General features: G+C 73.6%; 25 protein-coding genes and 1 pseudogene. 11 read left to right on the forward strand and 15 right to left on the reverse strand.

From position 1 onward, the window contains the following. Positions 1-174: 174 nt before the first annotated feature. Positions 175-723, reverse strand: a complete 549-nt coding sequence (locus OG294_RS03810) for a hypothetical protein (protein ID WP_327064942.1) — start codon at positions 721-723, stop codon at positions 175-177. A 282-nt stretch (positions 724-1,005) separates the two neighbouring features. Here OG294_RS03810 and OG294_RS03815 point away from each other — a divergent pair, with 282 nt between their 5' ends. The 4 genes from OG294_RS03815 to OG294_RS03830 all read left to right on the forward strand — a co-directional run bounded on the left by OG294_RS03815 (position 1,006) and on the right by OG294_RS03830 (position 5,004). Further along, positions 1,006-2,166 carry a hypothetical protein gene (locus tag OG294_RS03815; protein WP_327064943.1) on the forward strand — a complete coding sequence of 387 codons (1,161 nt, stop codon included), beginning with the start codon at positions 1,006-1,008 and terminating at the stop codon, positions 2,164-2,166. 7 nt (positions 2,167-2,173) lie between these two features. Then, positions 2,174-3,541: an AAA family ATPase gene (locus OG294_RS03820; protein ID WP_327071438.1), complete on the forward strand. Its 1,368-nt coding sequence runs from the start codon at positions 2,174-2,176 to the stop codon at positions 3,539-3,541. Between the two features lie 30 nt (positions 3,542-3,571). Then, positions 3,572-4,024 (forward strand): hypothetical protein, encoded by a 453-nt coding sequence (locus OG294_RS03825; RefSeq protein ID WP_327064944.1) that lies wholly within the window; start codon positions 3,572-3,574, stop codon positions 4,022-4,024. 371 nt (positions 4,025-4,395) lie between these two features. Beyond that, positions 4,396-5,004: a hypothetical protein gene (locus OG294_RS03830; RefSeq protein ID WP_327064945.1), complete on the forward strand. Its 609-nt coding sequence runs from the start codon at positions 4,396-4,398 to the stop codon at positions 5,002-5,004. Here OG294_RS03830 and OG294_RS03835 read toward each other — a convergent pair. The 8 genes and pseudogenes from OG294_RS03835 to OG294_RS03870 all read right to left on the reverse strand — a co-directional run bounded on the left by OG294_RS03835 (position 4,917) and on the right by OG294_RS03870 (position 13,352). Continuing rightward, positions 4,917-6,032: an ATP-grasp domain-containing protein gene (locus OG294_RS03835; protein WP_327064946.1), complete on the reverse strand. Its 1,116-nt coding sequence runs from the start codon at positions 6,030-6,032 to the stop codon at positions 4,917-4,919. The two genes, OG294_RS03830 and OG294_RS03835, sit on opposite strands and share 88 nt — an antisense overlap. Then, positions 5,981-6,586 (reverse strand): annotated as a pseudogene (locus OG294_RS03840) (BTAD domain-containing putative transcriptional regulator); the annotation flags it as partial. The gene OG294_RS03835 and the pseudogene OG294_RS03840, both read right to left, overlap by 52 nt. A 322-nt stretch (positions 6,587-6,908) precedes the next feature. Further along, positions 6,909-7,802: an acyl-CoA thioester hydrolase/BAAT C-terminal domain-containing protein gene (locus tag OG294_RS03845; protein ID WP_327064947.1), complete on the reverse strand. Its 894-nt coding sequence runs from the start codon at positions 7,800-7,802 to the stop codon at positions 6,909-6,911. A 28-nt stretch (positions 7,803-7,830) separates the two neighbouring features. Continuing rightward, on the reverse strand, positions 7,831-8,145 hold the full coding sequence (locus tag OG294_RS03850) for a YbhB/YbcL family Raf kinase inhibitor-like protein (protein WP_442789102.1): 315 nt from the start codon (positions 8,143-8,145) through the stop codon (positions 7,831-7,833). Between the two features lie 130 nt (positions 8,146-8,275). Further along, the gene (locus OG294_RS03855) at positions 8,276-9,223 is read right to left on the reverse strand and encodes a sensor histidine kinase (protein WP_327064949.1); all 948 of its coding nucleotides are present in this window, start codon (positions 9,221-9,223) and stop codon (positions 8,276-8,278) included. Further along, entirely contained in the window at positions 9,220-11,928 is a 2,709-nt protein-coding gene (locus tag OG294_RS03860; RefSeq protein WP_327064950.1) for a SpoIIE family protein phosphatase, read from the reverse strand. Before OG294_RS03860 ends, OG294_RS03855 begins: the two co-directional genes overlap by 4 nt. Continuing rightward, positions 11,925-12,527, reverse strand: a complete 603-nt coding sequence (locus OG294_RS03865) for a methanogen output domain 1-containing protein (protein WP_327064951.1) — start codon at positions 12,525-12,527, stop codon at positions 11,925-11,927. The genes OG294_RS03860 and OG294_RS03865 overlap by 4 nt, the downstream gene beginning before the upstream one ends. Positions 12,528-12,740: 213 nt before the next feature. Beyond that, a complete protein-coding gene (locus tag OG294_RS03870) occupies positions 12,741-13,352 on the reverse strand; it encodes a TetR/AcrR family transcriptional regulator (RefSeq protein ID WP_327064952.1) in 612 nt (203 codons plus the stop codon). A gap of 253 nt (positions 13,353-13,605) precedes the next feature. Between OG294_RS03870 and helR the strand changes: the two genes are divergently transcribed. Beyond that, the gene (gene helR / locus OG294_RS03875; protein WP_327064953.1) at positions 13,606-15,786 is read left to right on the forward strand and encodes an RNA polymerase recycling motor ATPase HelR; all 2,181 of its coding nucleotides are present in this window, start codon (positions 13,606-13,608) and stop codon (positions 15,784-15,786) included. Here helR and OG294_RS03880 read toward each other — a convergent pair. Then, complete coding sequence (locus OG294_RS03880; protein WP_327064954.1) at positions 15,773-16,198, reverse strand: VOC family protein; 426 nt, start codon at positions 16,196-16,198, stop codon at positions 15,773-15,775. The two genes, helR and OG294_RS03880, sit on opposite strands and share 14 nt — an antisense overlap. 174 nt (positions 16,199-16,372) lie before the next feature. Here OG294_RS03880 and OG294_RS03885 point away from each other — a divergent pair, with 174 nt between their 5' ends. Next, positions 16,373-16,942 carry a hypothetical protein gene (locus tag OG294_RS03885; RefSeq protein WP_327064956.1) on the forward strand — a complete coding sequence of 190 codons (570 nt, stop codon included), beginning with the start codon at positions 16,373-16,375 and terminating at the stop codon, positions 16,940-16,942. A 17-nt stretch (positions 16,943-16,959) separates the two neighbouring features. Here OG294_RS03885 and OG294_RS03890 read toward each other — a convergent pair whose 3' ends face one another. From OG294_RS03890 to OG294_RS03900, 3 genes are all read right to left on the reverse strand, one after another. Then, on the reverse strand, positions 16,960-17,955 hold the full coding sequence (locus OG294_RS03890) for an aldo/keto reductase (RefSeq protein ID WP_327064957.1): 996 nt from the start codon (positions 17,953-17,955) through the stop codon (positions 16,960-16,962). 83 nt (positions 17,956-18,038) lie between these two features. After that, a complete protein-coding gene (locus OG294_RS03895; RefSeq protein ID WP_442789307.1) occupies positions 18,039-18,947 on the reverse strand; it encodes a siderophore-interacting protein in 909 nt (302 codons plus the stop codon). 50 nt (positions 18,948-18,997) lie between these two features. Then, entirely contained in the window at positions 18,998-20,044 is a 1,047-nt protein-coding gene (locus tag OG294_RS03900) for an ABC transporter substrate-binding protein (protein WP_327064958.1), read from the reverse strand. 191 nt (positions 20,045-20,235) lie between these two features. On the opposite strand from OG294_RS03900, the gene OG294_RS03905 reads away from it, so the two are divergent. The 3 genes from OG294_RS03905 to OG294_RS03915 all read left to right on the forward strand — a co-directional run bounded on the left by OG294_RS03905 (position 20,236) and on the right by OG294_RS03915 (position 22,960). Then, positions 20,236-21,324 (forward strand): FecCD family ABC transporter permease, encoded by a 1,089-nt coding sequence (locus tag OG294_RS03905; RefSeq protein ID WP_442789103.1) that lies wholly within the window; start codon positions 20,236-20,238, stop codon positions 21,322-21,324. Beyond that, positions 21,321-22,343 (forward strand): FecCD family ABC transporter permease, encoded by a 1,023-nt coding sequence (locus OG294_RS03910; RefSeq protein WP_442789104.1) that lies wholly within the window; start codon positions 21,321-21,323, stop codon positions 22,341-22,343. Before OG294_RS03905 ends, OG294_RS03910 begins: the two co-directional genes overlap by 4 nt. Positions 22,344-22,462: 119 nt before the next feature. Next, positions 22,463-22,960 carry a hypothetical protein gene (locus OG294_RS03915; protein ID WP_327064960.1) on the forward strand — a complete coding sequence of 166 codons (498 nt, stop codon included), beginning with the start codon at positions 22,463-22,465 and terminating at the stop codon, positions 22,958-22,960. Here the strand turns inward: OG294_RS03915 and OG294_RS03920 are convergent. After that, positions 22,908-23,540, reverse strand: coding sequence for a TetR/AcrR family transcriptional regulator (locus tag OG294_RS03920; protein ID WP_327064961.1), 633 nt, complete (start codon positions 23,538-23,540; stop codon positions 22,908-22,910). The two genes, OG294_RS03915 and OG294_RS03920, sit on opposite strands and share 53 nt — an antisense overlap. Before the next feature lie 93 nt (positions 23,541-23,633). Between OG294_RS03920 and OG294_RS03925 the strand changes: the two genes are divergently transcribed. Both OG294_RS03925 and OG294_RS03930 read left to right on the forward strand, forming a co-directional pair. Then, entirely contained in the window at positions 23,634-24,332 is a 699-nt protein-coding gene (locus OG294_RS03925; RefSeq protein ID WP_327064962.1) for an SDR family NAD(P)-dependent oxidoreductase, read from the forward strand. Between the two features lie 334 nt (positions 24,333-24,666). Next, positions 24,667-25,458 (forward strand): DUF3050 domain-containing protein, encoded by a 792-nt coding sequence (locus tag OG294_RS03930; protein ID WP_327064963.1) that lies wholly within the window; start codon positions 24,667-24,669, stop codon positions 25,456-25,458. A gap of 59 nt (positions 25,459-25,517) precedes the next feature. Here the strand turns inward: OG294_RS03930 and OG294_RS03935 are convergent, their stop codons facing one another. Further along, positions 25,518-26,807 carry a SulP family inorganic anion transporter gene (locus tag OG294_RS03935; RefSeq protein WP_327064964.1) on the reverse strand — a complete coding sequence of 430 codons (1,290 nt, stop codon included), beginning with the start codon at positions 26,805-26,807 and terminating at the stop codon, positions 25,518-25,520. Positions 26,808-26,979: the final 172 nt, after the last annotated feature.

A 26,979-nucleotide genomic window follows, 5' to 3' on the forward strand; every position in this document is an offset into this window, starting at 1 on the left:
CGTCGTCTCTTCCTGGGCAGGGAGAGACGACGTGCCGCGACCCGCGTACGCATGAAACAACCCCAAAGTCTCGGCCATTGGCCAACTCTTAGAAAAAAATCATGCGGAGTTGATCACGTTCTTTTTATTGTGGTCAAACATGCTTGCAAAATCGGGCAAAGCAGTGAAAAGGCGTCAGTTCGCCACGAGATGTGCCAGTTCGGCGGCCACCTGGGTGCGGGCGTCGGCGGGGGTCGCCACGGGCAGGGCCTTCGTGTTGGCGGGGGCGGCGGCAGGGGTGGCTTGTGCGCTGCCGGTGCTCTGGCCGCTGTCGAGGAGCAGGAACTGGACCTTCGGGAACTTCTGGGCATCCTGCACCGCGGACTGCACCTCGGCGTCGCCGCTCACCACCACGACCTGGCAGCCGCCCACCGCGAGCGAGGCCAGGTACGGCGCGGCGTTGCCCGCCGTGTCCTGGCCGGCCACCGAGAGGTAGCGCACCTGGACGTGCGTGCGGCCCGACGCGTCCTCGAGCCCCGCCCAGGCCTGCGCCGACCGCGGATCCGCGAGCCCCTGCGACGGTGTGAGCAGGCACGCCTGGCTCGGCTTGTACACCTGCGCCCTGACGGGCTGTGGCGCCGCGGACTTGTGCCGGGGCTGCCAGAGGGCCACGGCGCCGGCCGCCACCACCAGAGCGAGCACGGCCGCTCCCGCCCACCAGAGACGCCGTCCGAATCGACGCATGTCGCATCCTCTTTCACCCGAGTTCACGCCGGCGGCGATCCGCGCCGGTCATCAGCCGTGGCAGCATAGGCGCACCTCGGGGCGATGCCGCAGCGCGGCCCCGCGAAGGCCGCGCTGTCCGGCCGCGGCCGGTCTCCGCTGGTCAGAGCCCCGATCGACGAGCTATCGTCAACCGGCCCCGCCCGCGCGGCCGCCGATCCGACCAGGGCCGGCGCCGGGTCACACCCTTCCCTCGAAGCCCCTTCGGACGGGGAGAAGCCTCTCTTTGGACAGGAGCGAGCTGTGACACCGGAGAAGCGACGCCGGCTCTTCGTGGCGGGCCTGGTCCTGCTCTTCGTCGGCTACGTCGTCACCGCCACCGCCGCCTGGAGCAACCGTGGTTGGGCCGACCACGGGCCGCTGTCCTACACCGCGCAGCCGCTGTCGCCCGCCGGTGCCGCCGAACCCACCGCTCCCACCGCTCCCACCGCTCCCGCCGCTTCCGCCGCTTCCGCCGCTTCCGCCGAGACGGCCCGCGTCACCCAGGCCTGCCGCTCCCGGCCCGACGACCTGGCCCCCTCCGGCGACGCCGTCCGGCTCAGGATCGTCAGCGGCACGGTGGACGGGTCGGCGTACCTCGCCTGTTACGGCCAGGACAGCGACGGTGACGTCACCGGCGTCGTGCTGCTGACGGCCGACCGGCTGACCCCGGTCACCGGCGACCGGATCCTGCGGGCGGGCGGCGCCTGGCCGTGGGTCGCGGTGGTCCGCTCCCCGGCCGAGCTGGTCTTCGCCGGCGCCACCCTCGCCCTGATCGGTGTCGTCTCGCTGCGCTACCACCGGCGCCGGGAGCCCGCTGCGGCGACGAGCCCGTGGTGGGCAGGGCGTTGGGCCGATGCCGTCCTGACCACGAGTGGCGTCGGGGTGCTCGCGCTCTGGCTGCTGCCCGGGCGCACCCGGGCCCGCAAGGCCCAACTGACGCTGCTCACCGTGCTCCTGTGGACGGGCTTCGCCCTCGTCGTGGTGGACATCGACGCGCTCGCGACCCCCGACCCGGTCGCGCTGACGGTCGCGGGGTTCCTCAGCGCCACGCTGCTCTTCGGCTGTCTGGGCGGGCGGTATCTGGTCCGACCGGCTCCGCCGGTCCAGGCGTCCGCGCCTGTTCCGCCGACTGTTCCCCTGTCTGGTCCGCCGACTGTTCCGCTGCCTGGTCCGCCTGCTGGGTCCGTGGCCTCTGTGACGGCGTCCCGAGGGCCCTGGCCGGTCCACTCCCCCGCCTCCCTGCCCTCGTTCGCGCAGGTCGGCGGCCTGGAGGAGGTCAAGGCGGAACTCCGGCAGAACCTCGGCAGCACCCTCGCCCACGGGAGCGCGGCCCGCGCGTACGGCATCCGCTTCAACGGGATCCTGCTGCACGGCCGGCCCGGCCACCGGCAAGACCCTGCTGGCCAAGGCCATCGCCGGTGAGTTCGGCCTGAACTTCCTTCCGGTGACGGCCGGTTCGGTGATCTCCAAGTATGCCGGCGAGTCCGCGCGCGCCATCGACGAGGCCTTCGCCGCCGCCGTGGCGAACGCCCCGTGCGTCCTGTTCTTCGACGAGTTCGACTCGCTCGCCTCGCGCCGCGACAGCGAGCCGGACGCCGAACACCGCCGCGTCGTCAATCAGTTGCTCACGGCGCTGGAGCAGCACCACGCGAGCGACCATGTCGTCGTCATCGCCGCGACCAACGACCTGACCCGGCTCGACCCCGCCGTCACCCGGCCGGGCCGGTTCGACCGGACGATCCGCATCGACCTGCCGGACGCCCCGACCCGGCGCGCGATCCTGGCCACCGCCCTCGCCGGACGCCCCGTCAGCCCGGCCATCGACCTCGCGACGATCGCCGAGCGCACCGCCGGGCGCACCGCCGCCGACCTGACCGCACTGGTCGACACCGCCGCCGGCGCCGCCTTCGCCGAGCACACCGAGGCCGCAGCAACCCGCAACCCCGCGGAGAGTGTGCCACCGGTGCTCATCGACGACCGGCACCTGACCGCCGCCCTGACCGCGAACGCCGGCCAGGACCGGCCGTACCTCGGAGACCACCGCTGGGAGGACCTCGTGCTGCCACCGGCGGTGCTGGCGGAACTCCGCGCGGTCCAGAAGCTGATCGAACGCCCGGACCTGGCCACCCGCTACGGAGTGCGCCCGCTGTCCGGCCTGCTGCTCGCCGGCCCGCCCGGCACCGGCAAGACCAGCGTCGCCCGCACCCTGGCCGCCCAGGCGCGCGTGTCGTTCTACCCGCTGTCCACCGCCGACCTGACGAGCCCTTGGGTCGGCCAGGCCGAGCAACACCTCGCCCAGCTCTTCGAGCGGGCCCGCGCCGCTGCCCCGTCCGTCGTGTTCATCGACGAGATCGACGCGATCGCCGCAGACCGCGACTCCCTGGGCGGCTTCCTCGGGGACCGCCTGCTCACCCAACTGCTCGCCGAGCTCGACGGCATCGCCACCACCACCCGCCCGGTCTTCGTCCTGGCCGCCACCAACCGGCCCGAGGCCCTCGATCCGGCTCTCGTCCGGGGCGGGCGGCTCTCCCGCACCCTGCGCCTGCCGCTGCCCGACCGCGCCGCGCGCCTGCAACTGCTCGCCCTCCACGGCCGCGACGTCCCGCTCGCCCCGGACGTGGACCTGGCCGCCCTGGCGGACGCCACCGCCCACCACTCCGGTGCGGACCTCGCCGGCCTCCTGCAACAGGCGGCGCTGCACGCCCTGGTCCGACACGACGGGGCGACGCCGGTGGTCGCGCAGGCCGACCTGCTCTCGGCCCTGGCCGCCCTCCCCCGCACCTGCGCACCCTGCTGACCCCCCGTCCGAAGGCCGAGAAGCTCCCCCATGCCCTGCGTCTTCTGCTTCGCCGCACTCACCCTCCTGGCCGGCGCCATCACCGCCCGGACCGTCGACCACCTCCACCAACGCCTCGCCACCCTGGCAGCGACCGGCGAGGTCGAGCGCGTCAGCGACACCGGCAGCGTCACCCTCTTCCACCTCGCCGTCCCCCACCCGCAGGGCTCCGGGCACGGCTCGACCCCCGTGCCGGTCGCGGTCACCCTCTACAAGCACCAGGCCCGCGTCCGCATCCAGGTCCTCACCCACACCGTCGACCCCACGGCCGCCCGCACCATCGAGTCCCGCATCGCCACCACCCTCGACGCCCACATCGTCGAGCACATCGCAGCCCCTGCCGGCCACGCCCACGCCGAACCTCACGCAGACCAGCCCGTCGACGCCGTCGCCCAGCCGGTCCCCCGCCAGGCGTGGCGCCCGGGGAGAGCACCCCGCCGATGAGCGGCACGAGAGGCGGCGTCGCCGGGTGCCCCTCCGGGGTCGGGAACGACCGCGCCGCCGCACTCGCCTCCTCCTCCGCAGTTGCGGTCAGCTTGGCGGCCGTGCCCTCCCAGTACTTGGCCTCCCGCCGCCTTGCGGGGGTCAGGAGCGATACGCGCCAGTGCCCCCAGGGCATGGCCGTCAGCAGGCGGGTCCGACTCAGCTCCAGTACGCGGACCGGATCGCCACGCCACCGCTCGATCTCGGTCACGAATCCGTTTGCCTGCTCAGTCATCAGAGCCCCCACCCCGCAGTCGGCTCCAGCAGAGAGCGAGCCGTGCGGTTGCCGAGATTTCGTGGACGGTGGTGATCACTGCTGGGAGACTGGGGTGGTGACGACGAATGAGCTGTTGCGGCAGCAGGACGAGCTCCAGGCCGAAGCGAGCACGGTGAACGAGGACCTGGGGTTGGACGAGGCGTTGGGGCGGCTCGGGGATCCGGTGCGGGTGGGGAGTGCGGCGTTGGGGTTGATGGTGAAGCGGGATCTGGACATCACGGTGGTGTGTCCGCGTCTCGGGGGTGCGGAGCGGGAGGCGGTGGTGGCGGTCGGGGCGCGGTTGGCGTTGCACGAGCGGGTGTGGCAGGTGCGGTTCCGGAATGACACGGGGGCGTGGAACACCGATCCCGGGTACCCGGACGGGTTGTACCTCGGGGTGGGGTACCGGTCGCCGCAGGGGCGCAGGTGGTCGTTGGACATCTGGTTCGTGGACGAGCCGGAGCGCCAGCCGGATCTGGCGCACGTGCGGACGCTGCCGGAGCGGCTGACCGCCGAGACCCGGGAGGCGATCCTGCGGATCAAGGAAGCGTGGGCCGAGCGGCCGGAGTACGGCCGCAGCGTGCGGAGTTGGGACGTCTACCGGTCGGTCCTGGACGACGGGGTGCGGACGGTGGCGGAGTTCGACGGCTGGCGATCGGCGCGCTCGTCGACGTCGTCCGAGTAGCGGATTGAGGTGTGCGTGCGGATGAAGTCGAGCCGGGCGCGCACCTCGGCCTCGTCGCGTCCGCCGACGGCGTAGGTGACCAGGCCGGCACCGGAGAAGCCGGAGGCCTTGAGTCGGTCGCCGGGCCCGGCGGTGGTGCGGCGGTTGATCAGCCAGTGGGGTGGGATCGCCGTGTCGTCGATGGCGGCCAGGCGTCCCGGCCTGCTGTACCAGACGAATTCGCCGCCCGCCTGGTGGGTGCGCGGGTAGTCGGTGGTGGGGTGCTCGCCGAGGGCGAGGCGGACCATGGACTCGTGGAGGTTGACACCGGTGAGGGCCTGGACGACCGGGACGACGCCGGCGCCGCCGTTGCGGGCGGCGACCTCGTTGAACAGGAGTGTGCCGTCCGGGCGTTCGAAGACTTCGAGGTGGAGCACGGCGTCGGTGACCTGGAAGGCGTCGACCACCTGGCGGGTGAACTCCGTTGCGCGCTCGACCAGCTGGGGGTCGTCGACGGTGACGGAGAGCATCGGGCGGTTGTCCACGTGGGAGAGCGTGCTGGTGAGGTAGCGGAAGACCACGCAGGCCAGCAGCCGGCCCTGGTGCACGGCGACGTCCACGTGCAGCATCTCGCCGTCGACGTGTTCCTCGGCCTGGTGTTCGCGCAGGTCGTGGTCGGCCAGCGCGGTCAGGGCGGCCGGTGAGTCGACGAGGTGGATGCCGGCGGAGCCGCTGCCGAATCGGGGCTTGAGCACGATCCGTCGGTGGCGGGCCAGGAGGTCGGCGGCGTCGGCGGCCCGCTCGACGGGCTGCCAGGCGCAGACCGGTACGCCGCCCCGGGCCGCCGTGCGCTTCATCGCCGACTTGTCACGGAAGGGCAGCAACCGGGCGGTGGACGGCCCGGGGATGCCCAGGTGCTCGCGCAGCCGGGCGCCGGGCAGCAGGAGGTGCTCGCTGAAGGCGAGCAGGTGGTCCAGGCCGATCTCCTGGTGCGCCGCCCGGACGAGCGCGTCGCGCAGCGAGGTGTGGGACAGGCGGACCCCGAGCACCTCGGCGCACTCGCGGCGGCCACGGCCAGCGGCCCGGCCGCCTCCGCGTGCCGCCCCAGCCGGGCCAGCGCGAGCGCCCGTGCACGGACGAGCCCCTCCCGGACCGGGGCGCGCTCGGCCCGCAACGCGGCCACCGGGTCGTCGGCGTCGGCCGCCGCCTCCCCGGCCCCCTGCCACAGCGCGAGCCCGGCCTCGGCCGCCGCCAGCGCCCCCGGGTGGTCCCCCGCCCTGGCCCGCTCCGCACTCGCGGCGGCGTGCACCAGCAGCGCGGAGCTGTCGACCTGCTCCTCGCCGAGCGCGAGCCGGTACCCCGTCGGCGTGCTGGCGATGACCTCGGCCCCCAGCTGCCCCCGCGCCCTGGACACCACCACCTGCAGCGCCTTCCCCGGCCGCTCCGGCACCTCCTGCGGCCACATCCCGGCCACCAGCCGGTCAGCACTGCACCCCAGCCGCAACTCACCCGCCAGCAACGCGAGCAACGCCCGCACCCGCGGCGCGGTGACCTCCTGTCCGCGATGGGCGACACGCGTCAGCAGGGTCAGGTCGATGGTCACCCGGTCAGCGTAGCCAAGCCCGCGACCGCCGCTACCAGGCCGGGGTGTCGGACCGGGCCGCCCGGTCTCGGGTGGCCTGTGCGTGGACTCCGGGACAACTGGCATGAAACGCCACCGATGTGGGCAGACGTCAGCCTGAGTCCACAGTGACCGAGGAGGCGACAGACATGGTTCGGATCAAAGAGATCAAGCGCTCCACTCCGCAGCGCCCGCGTCCGCCGCTCGACCTGCGGACGCCCTCGGGCCGCCCGCTCCCGTACTGACGGCCACCGGATCAGTCGCCTGACGGCTGCTCAGGGCGCTCAGGGCGCTTGACGGCTGCTCAGGGCGCCGGGTCCGGCGATGATGTCCCGGGCATGCCGCGGTCGAAGAGCGCGTCCAGGATGTGCGGCCAGGCCTCGGCACCCAGCGCGGCGTCGGCCTGGGCGGAGCCGCCGTACCGGTAGTGCGGCGACGGAGGCAACGGCTGCTCCCCCGGGAAGAACGGGCGGTGCCCGGCGCCGTCGTGGCGGAAGACGCGCGCGGTGGCGCCCGCCGCCCGGCGCCGGGCGGCCAGCCGCTCGGCGAAGGGCAGCGAGGGCCACATCTCGTCGTCGCCGCCGGCGAGCAGCAGCAGGTCCGCGCCGATCCGCTCGACGGGGATCTCCGCGGCGGCCGTCCGGTGGGCGAAGGTCCGTTCGCTGAGTTCGTACGAGCCGCGAACGGCTACCGGCCCGTCGTCGTCCGGCCCGAACCCCTCCCACGTGTCGTCGTAGGGGACGAACGGCAGCGGTCGGCCCCGCCAGGTCCACGAGGAGCGGTAGGGCCGCTGCTCGCCGTCGTGTCCCCGGCCGAGGTTCGCCCACACCAGCGACGTCGGGGAGACCGCGACGACGACGGCCACCCGCGGGTCGCGCACCGCCGTGAGCAGGGCCGCCTCGGCGCCCTTGGAGACGCCGAGGATCCCGACCCGCTCGGCGCCCCTGGCCCGCAGCAGGTCGATCGCCGCGGTGAAGGTCTCCAGCGGGATCTCGCAGATGCCGGGCGGCCGGCCGGCGCCGCCCCACCAGCGGATCGAGAGCGCCGTCACGCCGTGGCGGGCGAACAGCCGGGCCCGCTGGTACTCGATGCGTCCGCTGGACCCGGCCAGGACCAGGACCCCGACCGTGCTGCCCGCAACAGGTTCGACGAGCACGCCCTCCCAGCCCTCGCGCACCTGCTGTTCGACGATGTCCATCGCCACCCCTCCCCCGGGAGAGCGTACGTCAGCGCCGGGCGTCCGCGGTGATCCGGGCGTAGCCGAGGATGTGACCGCTCATGGTGAAGGTGGTGACGCCGGCCGGCGTGGTCGCGGGCAGGCCCAGGGTGGGAGTGTCCAGCGCGTAGACGGTGATCCGGTAGTGGTGGGTGATGTCGCCGCTGCCCGGGCAGGGGCCGAGGTAGCCGGTCGCCCCGGCGGAGTTGGTGCCGGAGACCGTCCCGGGCGGCGGGGTGCTGCCCAGGCCGGTGGCGGCGGCGGGGTTGTCCCGGGTGACCCAGTGCCAGAAGCCCGCGCCGGTGGGTGCGTCGGGGTCGAGCATGGTCACGGCGTAGCTGCGGGTCCCCGCCGGTGCTCCGCGCCTGCCACGGGTGACCGGGCACCCGACCGCCTGTGCCTCGACCGGGCACCCGACCACCTGTGCCTCGACCGGGCACCCGACCGCCTGTGCCTCACGGGGCCAGGTGAAGGCGCAGGGTGAGGCCGGTGTCGGTGGCGCGGATCTCGACGAGGTCGCACAGCTGGTGGATCATCCACAGGCCACGGCCGCCATTGCCGGAGCTGAGGGCGGGGCGGCGGCGTCCGGCGAGCGGGTTGCGCAGGTGGCCGTTGTCGCGGATCTCGGCGACGGCGGCTCCCTGCTCGGTGGTCCACAGCCGCAGGATGCCGGCTCCGCCGCCATGGGCGGCGGAGTTGGCGGTCGCCTCACTGATCGCGAGCACGAGGTCGCCTCTGCGAGCTCGATCCAGGGACGTGCCCGACAGCCAGTCATGAGCGTGTTGACGCAGTTGGGCGAGCTGACCCGCGGCATAGGGATGGGTCAGGGCGTGGACGGGTTCGGGCAGGGGTTCGTCGCAGTCCGCGCAGACGACGGCGGGGTCGGCGTAGCCCGGGCTGGCCTCGGCGCGGCCGTCCTCGATGAGGGTGGGGTGGGTGCGCCGGGCGTCGGCGACCACCGATTCGGGCAGCGCGGTGACGTCGTAGGGGCACAGGATCGTGGCGGCGCGGCCGGCGAAGGCAGTGTTGATGAGCGCCTCGTGCCGGGTGGCCTCCAGCGTCTCCGCGCGCGAGCGGCTGGCCCAGATCGGCTCTCCGACGATCCGGGCGGGCCGGCCGGGGTGCCGGTCGGCGAAGCCCTGCAGGGCCGCCAGGATCCGGCCGGGATTGCGGCCCAGCACCGTCATGTCCGCGAAGTCGACACCGTCGGCCTGGGGCCCCAGCCACTCGCGCAATGCGTCGAGTTGGGCGCCGGGCACGGCCACGAACGTCGGCTCGTCCGCGGTGAGGGCGGCGCGCACGAAGCCGCCCACCCCGCTGACGTACTCCTCCAGGGTCCGGTAGAACAGCGCGGGATGCACGAAGGCCCCGGCGTCCGGGAGCGTGGTCACGGTGTTGGTCATGCCGCCATCTCCAGGACGCTGCACTCGTCGGGGAACATCTGCGCTGCCCGCAGCAGCGACAGTGGAGGTCGGTGCAGGACCAGCCGTCGACCCTCACTTCTCAGAGCGCCGGCCGTGTGCACCAGTTGGGCGAGTGCCTCGACGTCGAGGAAGTCGGTCCCGCTCAGGTCGAGGTGCACAACGGCAGCGGGAAGGCGGACCAGTGCGCCCAGAGCCGCCGTCAGGTACGCGCGCGAGTCCGGATCCGCATGACCGACCAGTTGTGCCCCGGCCCCCTCGCGCAGAGGGCGCACGTGGAGCGGAGGTGACACGGGCAGCGACGCAATCGGCTTCAGGACGCGGGAATCCTCGCCGAGGTGGCCGGGGACCACGTGCGTGCGGTGGGCGGCGATCGGCAGGGCCGCCGTACCGGCGATGTCCACGCGGCGATCGAACAGGCACAGCCCCGTCAGCGGAAGTTCCGCGAACACCTCTGATTCCAGGCGCAGTTCGTACTCCAGCAGTCGCTCCGCCCCCGGCACGCTCCTGGTGCACCAGTCCATCTCACCGCCGATCCGCAGGCCCGGGTAGCCCGCCGCCAGAGCGTCTTCGCAGGCCCGCTGCATCCCGGCGATCACCATGTCCGGATCGAAGGGCAGCTGTTGGAGGTAGGACTGCGAGGCACCCTGAACCGCCAGTTGGCCGCTCGCGAGCGCCGCGTCCACGTCCAGGCCCGCCGTCCCGAGCGCGTCCACCACGGTACGGGCCTGCGTACCGTCGGTGAAGTAGAGCACCCGCTCCCCCTTGGCCAGCCCCGCGCCGACGAAGGCGGTCACGGCCTCCGACCACTGTTGATCATCGCTGTAGACGCAGCATGCGTGGTCGCCTCGGGGCGGGTTGGTCAGTCCGGGGTGGGCTGGGGACACCTGCGGCTCCACGGTGGCGAGGGCCGTCGGCCGGCCGGTCCGGCCGGGTCCTGACAAACCTGCAAGAGCCAGGCTGGTCGCCGGCGCGCGGCGGTGTACGCGCGAGGCAGGTGCGAGTGCCGTCGGCGCCTTGCTGACCGACCGAGGTGCGGGCGCACTCGGAGCCGTCCGCTGTGGCCGTTCGGCCTGCCGGGGTGCGGGCAGCGTGGCAGCGGGCACGCTGACGGCGAGCAGGGCGCGGTCGTCGGGGAACTCGGCGCCAGGCTGGTGGTTCAGGAACAGGTCGCACAGGTGTGCAGCGCTGAGGCCGACGGTGGCTTCGGCGAGAGCGGTCAGGCGGTCGAGACCGACGTCCAGGCTCTCCCCGCGCCGTTCGATCAGCCCGTCGGTGTAGAGCAGGACGGTGTCGCCGCACTCCATGGCGACCTCTGCTTCGCAGTAGCGCGCTTCCGGTACCGGACCCACCGGGGGCGCCAGGGCCTGGTCGAGGTAGCGACTCTTGCCGTCGACGGTGATCAGGAGGGGCGGTGGGTGGCCGGCCCTGGCGTAACGAAGAGTATGGGTACGGCGGTTGAGGACCAGGTAGCAGGCGGTGGCCATGAGGTCGGGGTGGTAGCGACCGACGAAGTCGTTGAGCTCGTGCAGGACGTCGGCAGGGCGGTGGCCACAGCGCATGGCGATGCTGCGCAGGGCCGCGCTGATCTGGGCCATGGCGGCGGCCTCGGCCAGGCCGTGTCCTGCGACGTCCCCGATGGTGAGCCCGATGTGCTCCTCGTCGAGAAGGTGGACGTCGTACCAGTCGCCGCCGACCTTGACCTGGTTGGTCCCCGCCGCGTAGCAGCCGGCCAGGTCGAGGCCGGTGACGGGCGGAAGGCGCGGCAGCAGGCTCAGCTGCAGTCGCTCGGCGACGCGGTGCTCGTGCTCGTAGAGGCCGGCGCGGCGCACCGCCTGGGCGATCTGCTGGGCGACGGCGGTGAGGTGTTCGGGCGCGGGCCCGTCGTCGGGTCTGTGGTGCACGAGGAGGCCGCCCAGTTCCACGCCGTCCGCCTGGAGCAGGGCGTGGGCCGTGGTCGCGCCGTGGTCCCCCGCCACCCCGACGGAGTTCGCCCGATCAGGCGTGCGGGGGCTCCGCCGGTCGAGGTCGGTCCAGGTGTTTCCGGCCAGGGCGAACAGCGTGTCGTCCGGCTCCAGCGAGGGGATCAGTCGCCGCGAGTGCAGTTGCAGGTCCACTCCTGTCGCGTTGAGCGCCCCGGGCGCGGTCTGGTGGACCGCTTGGGCGACCTGGGCCAGGGTGGCGGCCGAGGCGAGGGCGGCGGTCAGCTGGTACAGGTGCTGAAGTCGGGCACGTCCGCTCTTCTCCGCGGCGAGCAGGCGCTCGCGTTCGGCTTCTGCCGCGCGGCGGTAGGCCACCTCGCGGTTGAGGGCTATCACTTGCTGGCTCAGGGCCACGAACTGGTCGGTATGGTCCAGCCGCGTCATGTGCAACTGCACGGCCGGCTGCGGGCCGTCCCACCAGATGGCGCGGGCGCCGTGGCAGCGAAAGCGCACCAGCTGACCGCCGGGATCCTTGACGGTCAGGGAACCGGGCAGCGGGTCGCCGCTGCGCAGCCAGTGGTTCATGTGCAGGCGCAGGAGATCGGAGTCCTCCGCGGCCAGGCCGAACAGGTCGGCGCCGGCGCGCAGATGGATGACGAAGCGGGTGGCGGCCGGATTCGCGGCAAGGATCTGCCCGTCCGCCGTACACAGGAGGACCGGGTTGGGCAGCAGCTTGGCGATGGCCTGGAACAGGCCCAGACTCATTCGACCACCCGCCCCGCGGCCGCGGCAGGTACCGGGGGCACGTCACCGAAGTACTCCCGCCCCAGGTCCTGTGCCGCGCCCGCCCCGGGAACCAGGTGCACGACGACGCGGCAGCCCGCAGCACCGCGCGCGATCGTCTCCACGAGTTCGACCTGCGCGTAGCCGAGGCTGCGGGCGGCGATGGTGCCGAAGACGTTGGAGGTCATCATGCAGATCGACTCGCGTCCGATCACCTTCTCCGCGAAGGGGCAGCTGCGGGTTCCGAGCACGATCCTCCGGTCGTCCTGCTCGATGATGTAGAAGTCCCCGTGGATGCGTTGCTTCAGGTCCACCAACACGTCTGCCACCTGCTCACGGGAGAGCCGCTCGACCGCGAGAGCGCGGGTGTACATGTCGTCGATGTGGGTACCGACGGTCTGCCCCACCAGGCTGATGTAGCCGGACGCCTCCTGCAGGCCGACGACCGACTCGAGTGAGGCGGCCAGTTCTCGCACCAGTGTTCGCAGGAAGATATCTCGGTCGAGGGGAATGTCGGCATCAGCCGCATGCGTCATCTCTGGCTCCTGTCGCGTCCGGTCACAGCGGTTGCGCAACGTCACCGAGGGACGCACGTCGTTGTTCGGCGATCACCGCCTGCGCGTGGACCGCCTGCCCGCATACGCGGGTTTCAAGCGTGGACGGCTCGGGGGTGACGCTGGCCACGGCTGCCGGCGTCGAGCGAAGTCGGCAGCGCCCGCCACGACTCCGACTGGTGGCGGGGCCGTCGAAGACTGAGGGCGGGGCCGTCGACCAGGCCGAGGGCTGACGCCGGTTCAGCCCTGGGAGGCGGCCTCGGACGCGGCGCGGGTGAGGGTGACGGCCGTGTGCACGATGCTGACGACGGCCGCCTCGGGGTCGAGGCCGTGCAGGTCGGTGAGGCTGAACAGGGCCTCGGCGCTCACCACGACCGCCAGGTCGCGCTTGAGCTGGGCGAGGGCGGCGGGATCGGTGGCGCCGAGCGAGACGTCGAGGGGGGCGAGGGCACTGTCGATCAGGCCGAAGCGCAGGCCGGGGCGGGCGTTGGGCCGGCCCGGCCTGGTGATGGTCGCCGCGATCAGCGCCCGCACCACGCCCTGCCGGCTCTGCACGTGGCGCAGCAGGAACTCGGTGACGGCGGCGATGCGGACCACCGGGTCGTCGGAGTCGGCGACCGGCCGGAGCGCTTCCTCCGCACTGGGCAGCTGGTCGGCGATGGCCTCGCCCAACAGGCTGGCGAGGTCGGGGAAGTACCGGTAGGCCGTGGCCTCCGAGACCAGCGCGACCCTGGCGATCTCGGGCATCGTCACCTCGCGCCCGGTGGTGCTCAGTTCGGCCGCGGCCCGGACGATCGCGCCGCGGGTGCGGAGCTTCTGGTTGACGCGGCCTGCCGTCGGTTGTGCTGTCACCGGTGCGCCCTCCTCCGCTGGATCGCTGATCCTGCGAGTCTACTACGCTCACGCGACCGCACTCTCACAAAGAGGTCGAGAGCGGCAGCCCGGGCCGGCGGAACCCCCGCGGAAAACAGCAACGGCAAGAGGGAGAAACCCACCTCTTGCCACTCTCAACTTATAACGCACAGGGGGCCTTGCGGCAAGGCCCCCCTGGGGGCGCAGAATCGCTGGCCGAGGCCAGCACCTGCGGAAACGGGAGATCCCCACCATGAACCCCTTGATCACCAGCGCGTTCGATCTTCCCGACCACCTCTCCCCCAAGGCCGACCCGGCGCTGATCGCCGGCGACGAGCAGCACTTCGCCGCCATCGCGGAGAGCCTCGGGCAGGCGATCGCCGAGCTCTCCGACCGGCTCGACGCCGAGCGCAGGGCGCCCGGCGGCAAGGGCCGCGAGGCGATGGACCGGGACCTGGAGATCCACCGGCTGACCGGCCGGCTCAGCGCCCTGCGCCGCTTCGGGCTGGACCTGTGCCTGGGACACATCGTCAGCGCGGACCACCCCGAGCCGGTCTACGTCGGCCGGCTCGGCCTCACCGACAGCACGGGCCGCCGCCTGCTGCTCGACTGGCGCTCCCCCGCGGCCGAGCCGTTCTTCGCCGCGACCCACGCCGACCCGATGGGCCTGGTCAGCCGTCGCCGCTACCGCTGGACCCGCGGGCGGATCAACGACTACTGGGACGAGGTGTTCACCGCCGACCGCCTCGAAGGGCACGCCGCGCTCGACGACCAGTCCGCCTTCATCGCGAGCCTCGGCAGCACCCGCTCGCCCCGGATGCGCGACGTGCTCGCCACCATCCAGGCCGACCAGGACGCCATCATCCGGGCGGGCTCACGAGGCGCCCTGGTCGTCGACGGCGGACCGGGCACTGGCAAGACCGTGGTCGCCCTGCACCGCTCCGCCTACCTGCTCTACTCCGACCCGCGCCTGGGGCAGCGCCGCGGCGGCGTACTGTTCGTCGGGCCGCACCAGCCCTACCTGGCCTACGTCGCCGACGTGCTGCCCAGCCTCGGCGAGGAGGGGGTGCGGACCTGCACCCTGCGCGACCTCGTCGCCGAGGGTGCGCAGGCGGCGGTCGAGGCCGACCCGGAGGTGGCGCGGCTGAAGTCGTCCGCCGGCATGGTCAAGGCGATCGAGAAGGCCGTCCGGTTCTACGAGGAGCCGCCCACCGAGGCGCTGACGGTCAGCACCTACTGGGCCGACCTGCGGGTGAGCGCCGAGGACTGGGCCGAGGCGTTCGACGCGCCGGGGCCGGGCACCCCGCACAACGAGGCGCGCGAGCAGGTCTGGGAGGAGCTGGTCTCGATCCTGCTGGACCGGCTCGACGACGAGGCCGTCACGCCCGAACTGCTGCTGCGCGGGCTGCAGCGGGACCAGGACCTGGTCACCGCCCTCCACCGGGCCTGGCCGCTGATCGAGGCGGCCGACCTGGTCGGGGACCTCTGGACGGTGCCCGCCTACCTGCGGATGTGCGCGCCCTGGCTGGGCCCGGACGAGGTGCGCGCGCTGCGGCGCGCCAAGGCCGACGCGCAGGCCTGGACGGTCAGCGACCTGCCGCTGCTGGACGCGGCCCGCCAGCGCCTCGGCGACCCGCAGGCGGCCCGGCGCAAGCGCCGCCACGACGCCGCCATCGCCGCCGAGCGCGAGCGGATGGCCGGCGTCATCGACGACATCCTGTTGGCCGACGACGACGGCGAGGGCGCGGTGACCATGCTGCGCGGGCGGGACCTGCAGGACAGCCTGATCGACGAGGGCGCACTGCCCGGCGCCGAACGGGACGCACTGGCCGGCCCGTTCGCGCACATCATCGTCGACGAGGCGCAGGAACTGACCGACGCCGAATGGCAGATGCTGCTGCTGCGCTGCCCCTCCCGCAGCTTCACCATCGTCGGGGACCGCGCGCAGGCCCGGCACGGCTTCACCGAGTCGTGGCAGCAGCGCCTGGCGCGGATCGGGCTCGACCGGGTCGAGGTGACCTCGCTGAGCGTCAACTACCGCACGCCGGAGGAGGTGATGGCGCAGGCCGAGCCGGTGATCCGCGCCGTGCTCCCGGACGCCAACGTGCCGACCTCCATCCGCAGCAGCGGCATCCCCGTCGTGCACGCGGCGGTGGCGGAGCTGGACCCGATCCTGGCGGCCTGGCTCGCCGAGCACGCCGAGGGGACGGCCTGCGTCATCGTCGATCCGTCCCTCCAGGAGACGTTCCGCTCGGCGTTCCGGGAGAACGCACGGGTCCGGCTGCTGACGCCGGAGCTGTCCAAGGGGCTGGAGTTCGACCTGGTCGTCCTGATCGACCCGGAGAGCTTCGGCCAGGGCATCGAGGGCGCGGTCGACCGCTACGTCGCGATGACCCGGGCGACCCGCCAGCTCGTCGTCCTCACCAGCGGCTGAAGAGCTGGGTCGGGTCGCTCAGTGCCTTGAACTCCAGGGCGTTGCCGGCCGGGTCGAGCAGGAACATGGTCCACTGCTCGGCCGGCAGCCCGGCGTAGCGCAGCGACGGCGCCATGACGAACTCGGTCCCGGCCGCCGTCAGGCGCCCGGCCAGCTCCTGGAAGGCCGGCCCGCCCAGCACCAGCCCGAAGTGCGGCACCGGGACGCGGTGGCCGTCCACCGTGCCGTGCCCGGCGGGCTGCTGGCGGAGGCCGGGCACCAGGTGGGTGACCAGCTGGTGGCCGTGCAGGTCCCAGTCGACCCAGCCGTCGGTCGAGCGGCCCTCGGTCAGGCCGAGCAGGCCGCCGTAGAAGGCGCGGGCCGTCGTCAGGTCGTCGACCGGGATGGCGAGATGGAACGCGGGAGTGGTCATGGCCACCACCTTGATCCGCCTCGTGTCCGGACGTCAACAGGCGAAGGGCACCTCCCGCGGCCTGCCCCGGGGGCCGCCGACCAGCCGTCGGAGTGGCGCGGTACGGTACCGAGCCGGTTGATCGACATCCGGTTGATCGGCAACGGGGAACTGAGGAACATGATCCTGTCACGCGTGCCCAGAAGCCGTGCCGGGTGGCTGGCCCGGGCCTGGGTGGTGGTGGCGGCCGGGCTGATCGGGATGCTCCTGTTCGGCAGCAGCGTGCCGTTCGAACTCGGCTGGGCCGGCAAGCCGGGAAAGCTGACCATCACCTCCTGCGAGACCACCGGCGAGGGCAAGGGCCGCCGCACCCAGTGCGCCGGCTCCTTCGCCTCGGACGACGGCACCGTGGTGGACGAGTACTACGGCGACAACGGCGTCTACCCGGTGGGCAAGGTGCTGCGCCGCCAGCGGGAGAGCTCGCTGACCCTCGATCCGGTGGGCTGGGGCTCCGCCGCCCTGACCCTGAGCGCGGTGCTCGGCTCGCTGGCGGGCGTCGGTGTGGGCCTGCAGGCACTCTCCGCCGTCTCCCGGCGCCACCCCACCGACCGGCAGCGGGCCCAGCGCCCGCCGCTCGCCACCCGCCGGGGCACGCTCCACCCGCTCTCCCCGGCCATGCGCAGGCTCGAATGGACGGCCTGGGGCCTGATCGCGGCGAGCCTGGCGGGCGCGCTGGTGATGCTCGTCGTCGGCCTGCTGCTCTGACGCCGGGTCCGGGGACCCTACGCCCAGGGCAGCGCGCTGCGGGTGCGCCAGTAGGCCTCGGCGGGCTCGGCGAGGGCGGCGAGTCCGGCCAGCTCGCCGGGGTCGAGCGCGAGCCCCGCGGCGCCCAGGTTGGAGGCCAGGTGCTCCAGGGTCGCCGCGCCGGAGAGCACGATGCCGGCCCACGGCTGGGCGGCGGCCACCGCCAGCGCGAGCGCGTCGCAGGAGGCGCCGGTGCGGGCGGCCAGCGAGCGCAGTGCGGCGGTGTCGGGGCCGGTGGCGTTGCGGTCGGCGAGGCGGCCGTTGGCCATGCCCTCCTTCACCACCACCAGCCAGCCCGCCGCGTGGGCCTCGGCCAGCGCGGGGGCGGCGGAGGTCTCCAGCAGGTTCCAGGTGGCCTGGACGGCGCTGAACAGCGGCCGCCCCTCCACCGTCACCGCCAGCGCCGCACGGATGGTCCGGGCCTGGGCCGGGCCGCTGGTCGACAGGCCGACCCGGACCCCCTGCCCGGCCAGCGCCGCCAGCCGGGCGTGCAGCACCGGGTCGGTCAGCGCCGGGCTGTCCGGAGTGACCGAGTGCACCAGGTAGACATCCAGGTGGCCACCCAGCAGCGCCCGGGTCTCCTGGACCTGACGGTCGAACACCGCCGCCGAGTGCTCCTTGACCTCGTGCACCGGCACCCCCGAGGCCTGCCAGTCGGCGGTGTAGGTGTAGCCCCACTTGCTGCCCACGACACTGTCGGCGGCCGCCTCGGGCCGGGCCGCCAGCCACTCGGCCACGAACTCCTCGGCCCGGCCGTAGGACCGGGCGGTGTCGAAGTACCGCACCCCGGCGGCGTGCGCGGCGTCCAGCAGTGCGTGGGTGCGCTCGCGCAGCGCCGCCACACTGCGCTCGGCGGGCAGGTCGAGGTCCCGGCCGAGGGTGATGTAGCCGGGGCGCCCGACCGCGGCCGTCCCCAGGCCGAACCGTGTGATCGGCGAGCTGACGGAGCCTTCGGCGGCGGGTGCGGTCGGCATGCTGGGCGTCCCTTCGGTCGTTTCCGCTGGTGGGCGGCCCCACCGGCACCCGGAACCCTATCCGTCGCACCCGTCCCACCGGTTCACCCGGTGCTGTCCTCGCCCGCCGGGCGCTCCGCGCGCAGTTGCTCCTCCGAGGCGCCGCGGCGCCAGTAACCGGAGAAGAAGACGGAGCTGCGGTCGATCCCGCGCTCGCGCACCAGGTGTCGGCGCACCGCTCTGACCATGCCGGCCTCGCCCGCGATCCACGCGTACGGCGCGCCCTCGGGCAGCCGCGCGGCGCGCACGGCCGAAAGCAGTGACCCGGCGACCAGTGACCCGCCGACCGGTGACCCCTCAGTGGTGTCGCGGACCAGCCAGCTGATCTCCGCCTCGCCCGCGCAGGCGAGGTGCTGGACGTCCTGCGGGTGCGGGACCTCGATGAAGGCCGTCACCCGCGCGGTGGCCGGCAGCCACTCGAGGATGCCGCCGACCGCGGGCAGCGCCGTCTCGTCCGCCACGATCAGCACCCGCTCGGCGTCCGGTGGCGGCCGGAAGCCCACGCTGCGGTTGTCCGCCAGCGCCGGGCCCAGCAGGACCACCCGGTCGCCGGGGCGGGCCGCGGCCGCCCAGCGCGAGGCCGGCCCTGCCGCCTCGGGCGGGTCGCCGGGCGCGGTCCCGTGCAGGGCGAAGTCCACGTCCACCTCGGCGGGTTCGGGCCGGTGGGCGCGGATGGTGTAGGCGCGCATGACGGCCCGGACGGCGGGGTCCAGCGCGCGCCACCGGGCGAACCAGTCCTCGCCCGCCGCGACGGGCAGCACCGGGGCCGACTGGCCGGGGTGCGGCAGGAAGAGCGAGAAGCTCTGGTCCCGGCCGCCGGCGGCCAGCCGCGCCAACTGCTCACCGCCGAAGGTGATCCGGGTCAGCGTGGGCCCGAGCCGGCGGCTGCGCACCACCTGGGCCTCGACGAAGCGGTACTGGCCGCCGTACAGCGTGTCCGGCGCGGCGGGCAGCGCGTCCGGCCGCACAGGCAGCGCGTCCGGTCCGGCGGCCCCCGTGGCGGTCAACTGACCTTCTTGGCGCTCTGGACGGCCTTGGCCAGCCGCTCCAGCAGCGGCGCGGCGCCGGCGTAGGAGAAGCGTGGCACCGAGCTCCACGGGGTGACCTGGCCCGCCTTGACGGCCGGCAGCTGGTTCCAGGTCGGCCTGCTGCTCAGGTCCTTGGGCTGGAGCGCGAGGCTGCGGTCGTCCAGCAGGATCAGGTCGGCCGGGTACTTTCCGGCGTTCTCCCAGCTCAGGCCCTCGAAGTAGCCACCGGTGCCGAGCTCGTTCGGCACCACGAGGTCCACGCCGAGCTGGGCGAAGTACATCAGGTCGGTGGCGATCTGCGGGTTGGAGGCGTAGAAGAGGTCCGGACTGCCGGAGGCGGCCAGCACCTTGATGCCGCCGGCCGCCTTGGCGGCTTGCCGCACGCTCTCGGAGGCGGCCTCGAAGCGGGCCTTGGCGTCGGTGACCTTCTTCGCGCCCAGGTCCGCGCCCAGCGACGCGGCCAGCGCGGCGTAGCGCTCGATCGGCTGGGTGATCGGCACCCGGGCCACCGTGATCGCCGCGACGTCCGGGTTGATCTGCAGGATCTTGGCCTTGCTCTCGTCCGGGACGTACCAGAAGGCGCCCGGGTCGTACATGTGGGTCACCAGCAGGTCGGGGCGCAGCGCCGCGTACTTCTCCAGGTCGAACTCGCCGTAGGCGTTGCCGACGATCGTGACCTTGTCGATGTCCAGGTCGCCGGCCTGCGGGTCGGCCTTGCCGTCGGCCGCCCTGGTCTCGCCGAAGACCCCGGTGATCTGCCGGTCGAGCCCGAAGTCGACCAGCGCGGCGGCGGCGCCGGTGAAGGCGACGATGCGGGTGGGGGCGCTGGGCGCGCCGAGCTGCTTGGGCTGGTCGTCGGTGAAGGACCAGGGGCCCTGCTTCGCCGTCCCGGAGGCCGGGGCGGATCCGCCCTTCGTGGTGCCACCGCTGTTGCAGGCGGTCAGCAGGGCACCGAGGGCGGTGGCACCACCGGCGGCGAGCAGGCCGCGACGGGAGAGCCGGCGGGCGGGGCTGGAGTGCATGTGGGTTCTCTTCTCGGGGACTTGACGGGACGGTGGGGGACTTCTGGGGCGGGGCGGTGGGGACGTCGGGGCACGCGTGGGGACGGCGTGGGGACGGCCGGGAAGATCACCCCGACTGACTTAGGTTAACCTAACCTAAGTTCACGTCCAGAGGAGCACACCGCCCCTCCCACCAGCCCCGGAGTCCACTCATGTCGGTCGGCAAATCCCTTGCGCCCCAAGGCCCTTCACCCGGTGTCCGGCCGCCGTCCGGGGCGGCCGGGCCGGTGCCGGGCACGACCGGGGCGCCCGCCCGCACCGCCCTGCGGGCCGGCGGACTGCTGGCCGCGGTGCTGCTCCTGCTGGCCGTGCTGGGCCTGAGCATCGGCGTCGGCGCCCGCGCCCTGTCGGTGGGTGAGGTCTGGCACGGCCTGCTCGACCACACGTCGCCCGACTACCCGGTGGTGCACCAGATGCGCCTGCCGCGCACCCTGCTCGGCCTGGTGGCCGGCAGCGCGCTCGGCCTGGCCGGCGGCGTCATGCAGGCCCTGACCCGCAATCCGCTGGCCGACCCGGGCCTGCTCGGGATCAACGCGGGCGCCTCCGCCGCCGTGGTCAGCGCCATCTCGCTGCTGGGCGTGGCCACCTTCGACGGCTACGTCTGGTTCGCGCTGGCCGGCGCCGCGCTCGTCTCGGTGCTGGTCTACGCCGTCGGCGGCGGGCGCGGCGCGACTCCCGGCCGGCTGGCGCTGGCCGGGGCGGCGCTCAACGCCACGCTCTACTCCTTCGTCAGCGCGGTGATGCTGCTGGACACCAACTCGCTGGAGAGGATGCGGTTCTGGACGGTCGGGTCGCTCGCCGGCGCCCGACCCGACACCGTGGTCGCGGTGCTGCCGTTCGTCGGCCTCGGCACCCTGCTGGCGCTGGCGCTGGCCCGGCCGCTGAACGCGCTGGCGCTCGGCGACCAGAGCGCCCGCGCACTCGGCGCCCGGCCCGGCACGGTGCGCGGAGCGGCCATGGTCGCGATCACCCTGCTCTGCGGCGCCGCCACCGCGGCCTGCGGCCCGATCGTCTTCGTCGGCCTGCTGGTCCCGCACCTCGTACGGGCCCTGACCGGACCCGACCTGCGCTGGCAACTGCCGTACTGCGCGGTGCTCGCGCCGGTGCTGCTGCTCGGCGCGGACGTGCTGGGCCGCGTCCTCGGCCGGCCCGGCGAGGTGCAGGTCGGTGTGGTGACCGCCGTGCTGGGCGGCCCGTTCTTCCTCTTCCACGCACGGCGCGCAAAGGTGGCCCGGCTGTGACGACCATCCGTTCCGGGCGCACCCCGCGCCACTGGCCGCGCGCTCTGGTCGCCGGTGGGGCCTCGGCCCTGCTGGCCCTGCTGATGAGCGTGCTCAGCCTGGGCAGCGGCGACTACCCCATCGGCCCGGCCGAGGTGCTGCGCGCGCTGACCGGCGGCGGCTCCCCCGCCGAGGACTTCATCGTCAACGAGCTGCGGCTGCCCCGGGTGGTGACCGCCCTGCTGGTCGGCGCCGCGCTCGCGCTGTCGGGCGCGCTCTTCCAGTCCCTGGTGCGCAACCCCCTCGGCAGCCCCGACGTGCTGGGCGTCACCCAGGGCGCGGCGACCGGGGCGCTGCTCGTCGTGGTGGCCGGCGGCAGCAGCCTCGCGCTGGCCGGCGGTGCAGTGGCCGGCGGGGTGGCGGCCGGCGCGGCCGTCTGCGCGCTCTCCTGGCGCGGCGGCCTGCGCAGCGGCCAGCTGGTGATGGTCGGGATCGGCGCCGCCGCGATCCTCACCGGGGTCAACGGCTACCTGCTGACCCGCACCCGGCTGACCGACGCCGCCCGCGCGGTGCTCTGGCTGACCGGCAGTCTGGACGGCCGCGGCTGGGGCGACGCGCTGCCGCTCGCGGTCACGCTCGCTCTCCTCGCCCCGCTGGTCCTGGTGGGCTGCGCCCGGGCGCTGCGGCTGCTCGAACTGGGCGACGACCTGGCCGCCGCGCTCGGCGTGCGGGTCCAGTCGCTGCGGCTGATGCTGCTGGCCGCCGCGGTGCTGCTCTGCTCACTGGCCGCGGCCGCCGCCGGGCCGGTCTCCTTCGTCGCACTGACCGCCCCCCAGCTGGCCCGGCGGACGACCCGGGCCCCGGGCCCCAACCTGCTCGCCTCGATGTGCACCGGCGCCGCACTGCTGGTCACCGCCGACTGGACGGCGCAGCAGCTGATCACCGACCACCAGCTGCCGGTCGGCGTGGTGACCGGCGTCCTCGGCGGCGGCTACCTGGTCTGGCTGCTGGCCGCCGAACGCCGGGCGGGCCGGATCTGACGGCGCCCCACATCCCCCCTGGTCAGGGCGCCCACGACCCGCAGGAGTAGTCTCACCCGGACCGCCGCCGGAGGCTGATCCACCGGCGGCGGCCTGCGGCGACGGCGAGGGAGGGCACGGTGTCAGCGGGGGACGCGGAGCCGGCGGAACTGTGGAACGACGACCACGTGCCGCCGGTGAGCAGGCACCAGGCCGGGAAGGCGGTACGGGCCCTGGTCGGCCTGGCCCTCCTCGCGCTCGGGGGCTGGTACGGCTGGGAGTACGCCGCCGCCTGGGCCCATTTCCACAACGCCCCGCGGGTGGCCGTCGTCATCGACTCCGTCGACTACACCAAGCGGGCGGAGAACGCCACCCGGATCACCGTCGACCAGCTCGTCGCCGGCCAGGACGTCACCGACACGGTCGACGACCCGATCACCGCCCCCGCTCGCCTCTCGCCGGGCGAGCAGGAGTTCGTGCTGGTCGACACCAGCCGCCCGGGGCACGTGCTGTTCCCCAGTCAGCTGCACTGGGTGGCCGGGGCACTCCCGGCCCTGGCCATCGCGCTCGGGCTGGCCGGCCTGCTCAGCGGGGTGATCGGGCTGCTCCACCCGCCCGGCGGTCGCCGCGGGGCCTGAGCAGCTCCTCGACCAGGGTGTCCACCAGATCGCGGGGGACACGCGATCCCATCAGGGCGCGGTGGACGAGCGGGCCGAGCAGCGCGTCCAGCAGGTCGTCGGGCCCGAGCACGGGTGAGAACTCGCCGGCCTCGATCCCGCGTGCGAGCAGCTCGCGCTCCTGGCCGCGGCGTGGCGCGAGGTAGCGCTCGTGGAAGCTCCTGGCCGTCGCGGGGTCGTGCTGCGCCTGGGCGATGAGCGCGAGCAGCACCTTGCCGGCGGCGTCGCCGGTGAGGAAGTCGGCGAAGTCGCCCAGGTAGCCGCGGACGGTCTGTGCCGTCGGGACCCCGGTCGGCACGGGCAGGAGTTTGTCGCTGTCCGCGATGAGCGTGTCGAGCAGGATCTCGACCTTCGAGGGCCACCAGCGGTAGATCGTCTGCTTGGCGACGCCGGCCTCCCGCGCGATCGCCTCGATGGTCAGGGCCGCGAAACCGTGCTCGGCGAGCAGGTCGTCCGCGGCGTGCAGCACCGCCAGGCGGGCGGCCTCGTCGCGCCGGTTGCCGGAACGCGGCCTGGGTGACGGGGAGCTGGCGGCAGGCATGCGGACACCCTACCGGCCGTGGCCTGCGAGGTTTGCCTAGACGCAACGTTGCGTCTAGTTTGTGGGTCACACCACAGCGAAGGAGCAGCACCCATGTCCACCCCGTCCTCCCATCGCCAAGCCCTCGTCATCGGCGCCTCACGCGGATTAGGCCTCGTCCTGGTCACCGAACTCGCCCGGCGCGGCTGGCAGGTCGTCGCCACCACCCGTCAGGCCGGCGGCGAGCTGCAGGCGCAGGCCGACGCCTCGAACGGCCGACTGGGCCTCGAACCACTGGAGATGACCAGCCCCGAGGAACTGGCGGCCCTGCGCGAGCGCCTGGCGGGCCGCCGGATCGACCTGCTCTTCGTCAACGCCGCGATCAACCAGGGCGACCTGCCGATCGCCGAGGTCCCGACCGAGATGTTCAGCGAGGTGATGGTCACCAACGCGCTGAGCCCGCTGCGCGCCCTGGAGATCCTGCGCCCGCTCGTCGCACCCGGCGGAACCGTCGCGGTGATGTCCTCCGAGCAGGGCAGCATCTCGCTCAACACCGAGGGAGGCTACGAGCTCTACCGGGCCAGCAAGTCCGCGCTCAACCAGCTGATGCGCAGCTATGCCGTCCGCCACGCCGACGACGGACACACCAAGCTGCTCATCGACCCCGGCCACAACCGCACCGAGCTCGGCGGACCCGACGCGCCGCTCGCCCCCGAGGAGAGCATCCCAGCCGTCGTCGACGTCCTCGAAGCCCAGGCCGGCGCCCCGGGGCTGCAGTTCCTGGACCGCCACGGCGAGGCCGTTCCGTGGTAGCAATCACTCCCACCCGCGGCGCGGTGCGCATGATCCCGCGGCACCGCGCCTGGGCGCCACCGCGCTTTCAGGGCAACGGAGTTCGAGCCTGACGCGGCGTCATTGGGTCGATCATATGAACGACTTACAGTGACAGGACATGGCGGATCGCCGATTCCCCCGTCGGCGACAACGCCGTTTCCACCAAGCCCGGTTGGCGACTTCGCGGAATGCCGGAGTCCGTGGTGCCGGATTCGCGAGGCGTGGTCCTTTAGCCTGGAGCGCAAGTTCGGACACGTAACCTCCGTGCCGGGCAGGCAGTCCGCACGGAGCCGCTCACCCTTCAGGAGCCGCCATGAGTTCCGACCGCTATCACTGGGACCGCTCGCACCCGGGCCTGACCTCGCTGCGCGAGGCGATCGAGCCGGTGCGCCAGGAAGTGGTCAGCCATCCGCTCTACCGGAGGCTGGACTCCCTGGAGCGGGTCCGCACGTTCCAGGAGCGCCATGTCTTCGCGGTCTGGGACTTCATGTCGCTGCTCAAGTGCCTGCAGCAGCGGCTGACCTGTGTTCAGGTCCCGTGGGTGCCGAGCGGGCCGACCGCGAGCCGGCGGCTGATCAACGAGATCGTGCTGGTCGAGGAGAGCGACGAACGCGGCGACGGCTACATCAGCCACTTCGAGCTCTACCTGGAGGGGATGGCCAGGTGCGGGGCCGACACCCGGCCGATCGACGGCTTCCTGCGGCTGATCGGCACCGGGACCGGCGTGCCGGAGGCGGCGAAGTCGGCCGGGATCCCGTCCCCGGCCGCCGACTTCGTGGCGGTCACCTGGGACATCATCCAGAGCACACCGGTGCACTGTCAGGCCGCGGCCTTCGCCTTCGGCCGCGAGGACCTGATCCCGGAGATGTTCGAGCAGGTGATCCGGATCGAGGACGCGGACGGCCGGCTGACCGTCTTCAAGGACTACCTCGCGCGCCACATCGAGGTGGACGGCGAGCAGCACACCCCGATGGCGATGCAGATGCTGATCGACCTCTGCGGCGACGACACGGAACGCTGGACGCAGTGCGCCGAGACCGTCCGCCGGGCGCTCTCGGCGCGGGTCGCGCTGTGGGACGGGATCCTCGCCGACTGCGGCGGCTGACGGACCGACGGCGGGCGGACGGCGGCCCGACGGCGGGCCGACGAACCGGCCGGTGGCGGTCACCCCGTGGCCGCCACCCTGCGGTGGCCCACCAGCAGCCCCACCGCATGGGCCGCGCCCGAGAGCAGTGCGCCGAGCAGCAGGGCGTACTGGAGCGGCAGTTGGGTGGCCGCCAGGAAGGTCACCACCAGCAGCGAGCGTTCGCGCCAGCCCCGCCGCCAGGCCAGCGCGATCTCGGGCAGGCGCGCGAGCACCAGCTTGACGCCGATCAGGATCAGCAGGGCGCCGACCACTGCCAGCGGGATGAACCCGGTCACCCGGCCGAAGAAGCAGAGCAGCAGGGCCAGCACCACGCCGGAGGCGACCCCGGCCCAGCGGCTGCGCGCCCCGGCGGCGACCGCGACCGCGGTGCGCGAGGGCGAGCCGCCGACCGGCAGGGCGTGGCAGAAGGCTCCGACCGCGTTCGCGGCGGCCTGGGCGAGCACGTCCCGGCGCCCGGCCCGGCGGCCCACCGGCTCGCCAGCCGCCGGACCGCCCGCCGGGCTCCCGGGCGCGATCGCGGCGGCCTGGGCCAGTGCCACGGCCGCCACCGAGCAGGCGCCGCCGACCAGGTGGGGCATCACCCACCAGTTCGGCACGGTCAGCTGCGGGAGCCCGCCGGGCACCGTGCCCAGCGAGGCGGCCAGCGGGACCGTGATCCCCGCGACGTGCACCAGCACCCCGGTGACCACCAGGGCCACCAGCACGGCCAGTGCGCGCAGCCGGCTGACGGCGTGGGCCAGGGACCAGACCAGCACGGTGGCCACCGCCACCGCCGTCATGCGGTGCGACCAGGCCCCCGGGTGCGCGAGCCAGGAGGCCAGCCGCAGCAGGCGGTTGTGGTGCCGGGCCCGGTAGCCGGTCGCCTCGCGCAGCGCACCCGCGATGATCTGGACCGCGGTTCCCAGTGAGAACCCGGTCACCGCCCCGAGCGAGATCCCCCGCAGCACCGCACCGAGCCCCAGCAGCGCGAACAGGGCCATCGCGGCGGCGACCAGCAGCGTGAGTGCGGCCACGTTCGCGGGCAGCGTCGGGTCCAGGTGCGCGCGGCGCAGCGCGTTGCCCGAGGTGAGGGCGATGGCGCTGGTCAGGGTGGTGATCATCAGCGGGGTGCGGCCCAGCAGCGAGCCCATCATGGCCGGCAGCACACCGCTGCTCAGCCCGCTGCCGGGAGCCAGCCCGGCGATCGCCGCGTACGCCATCCCCTCCGGCACGCTGAACAGCGCGGTGATTCCGCCCGCCAGCAGGTCGCGGGGAGCCGGTCGGGTGGTGTCCTGCTCCGGCTCGGCTTCCGGTTCGCCCTGCTCCACTGCGCACCTCCAGCTGTGCTGTCCGGCGCCCCTGCGGTCGGCGGCCGGAGGCCAGCGTGACGGCCGACCGGGGTGGGAAGCACGCAGGCGGCACCCGGAGGTCGGTCATCCGGGTGGAACCGTCCGCGTTCCCGGCGTGTCGTCGAGCGGCATGCCGTACGGCTGCGCCGGT

It is taken from the genome of Kitasatospora sp. NBC_01302 (assembly GCF_035976515.1).
GTDB lineage: Bacteria > Actinomycetota > Actinomycetes > Streptomycetales > Streptomycetaceae > Kitasatospora.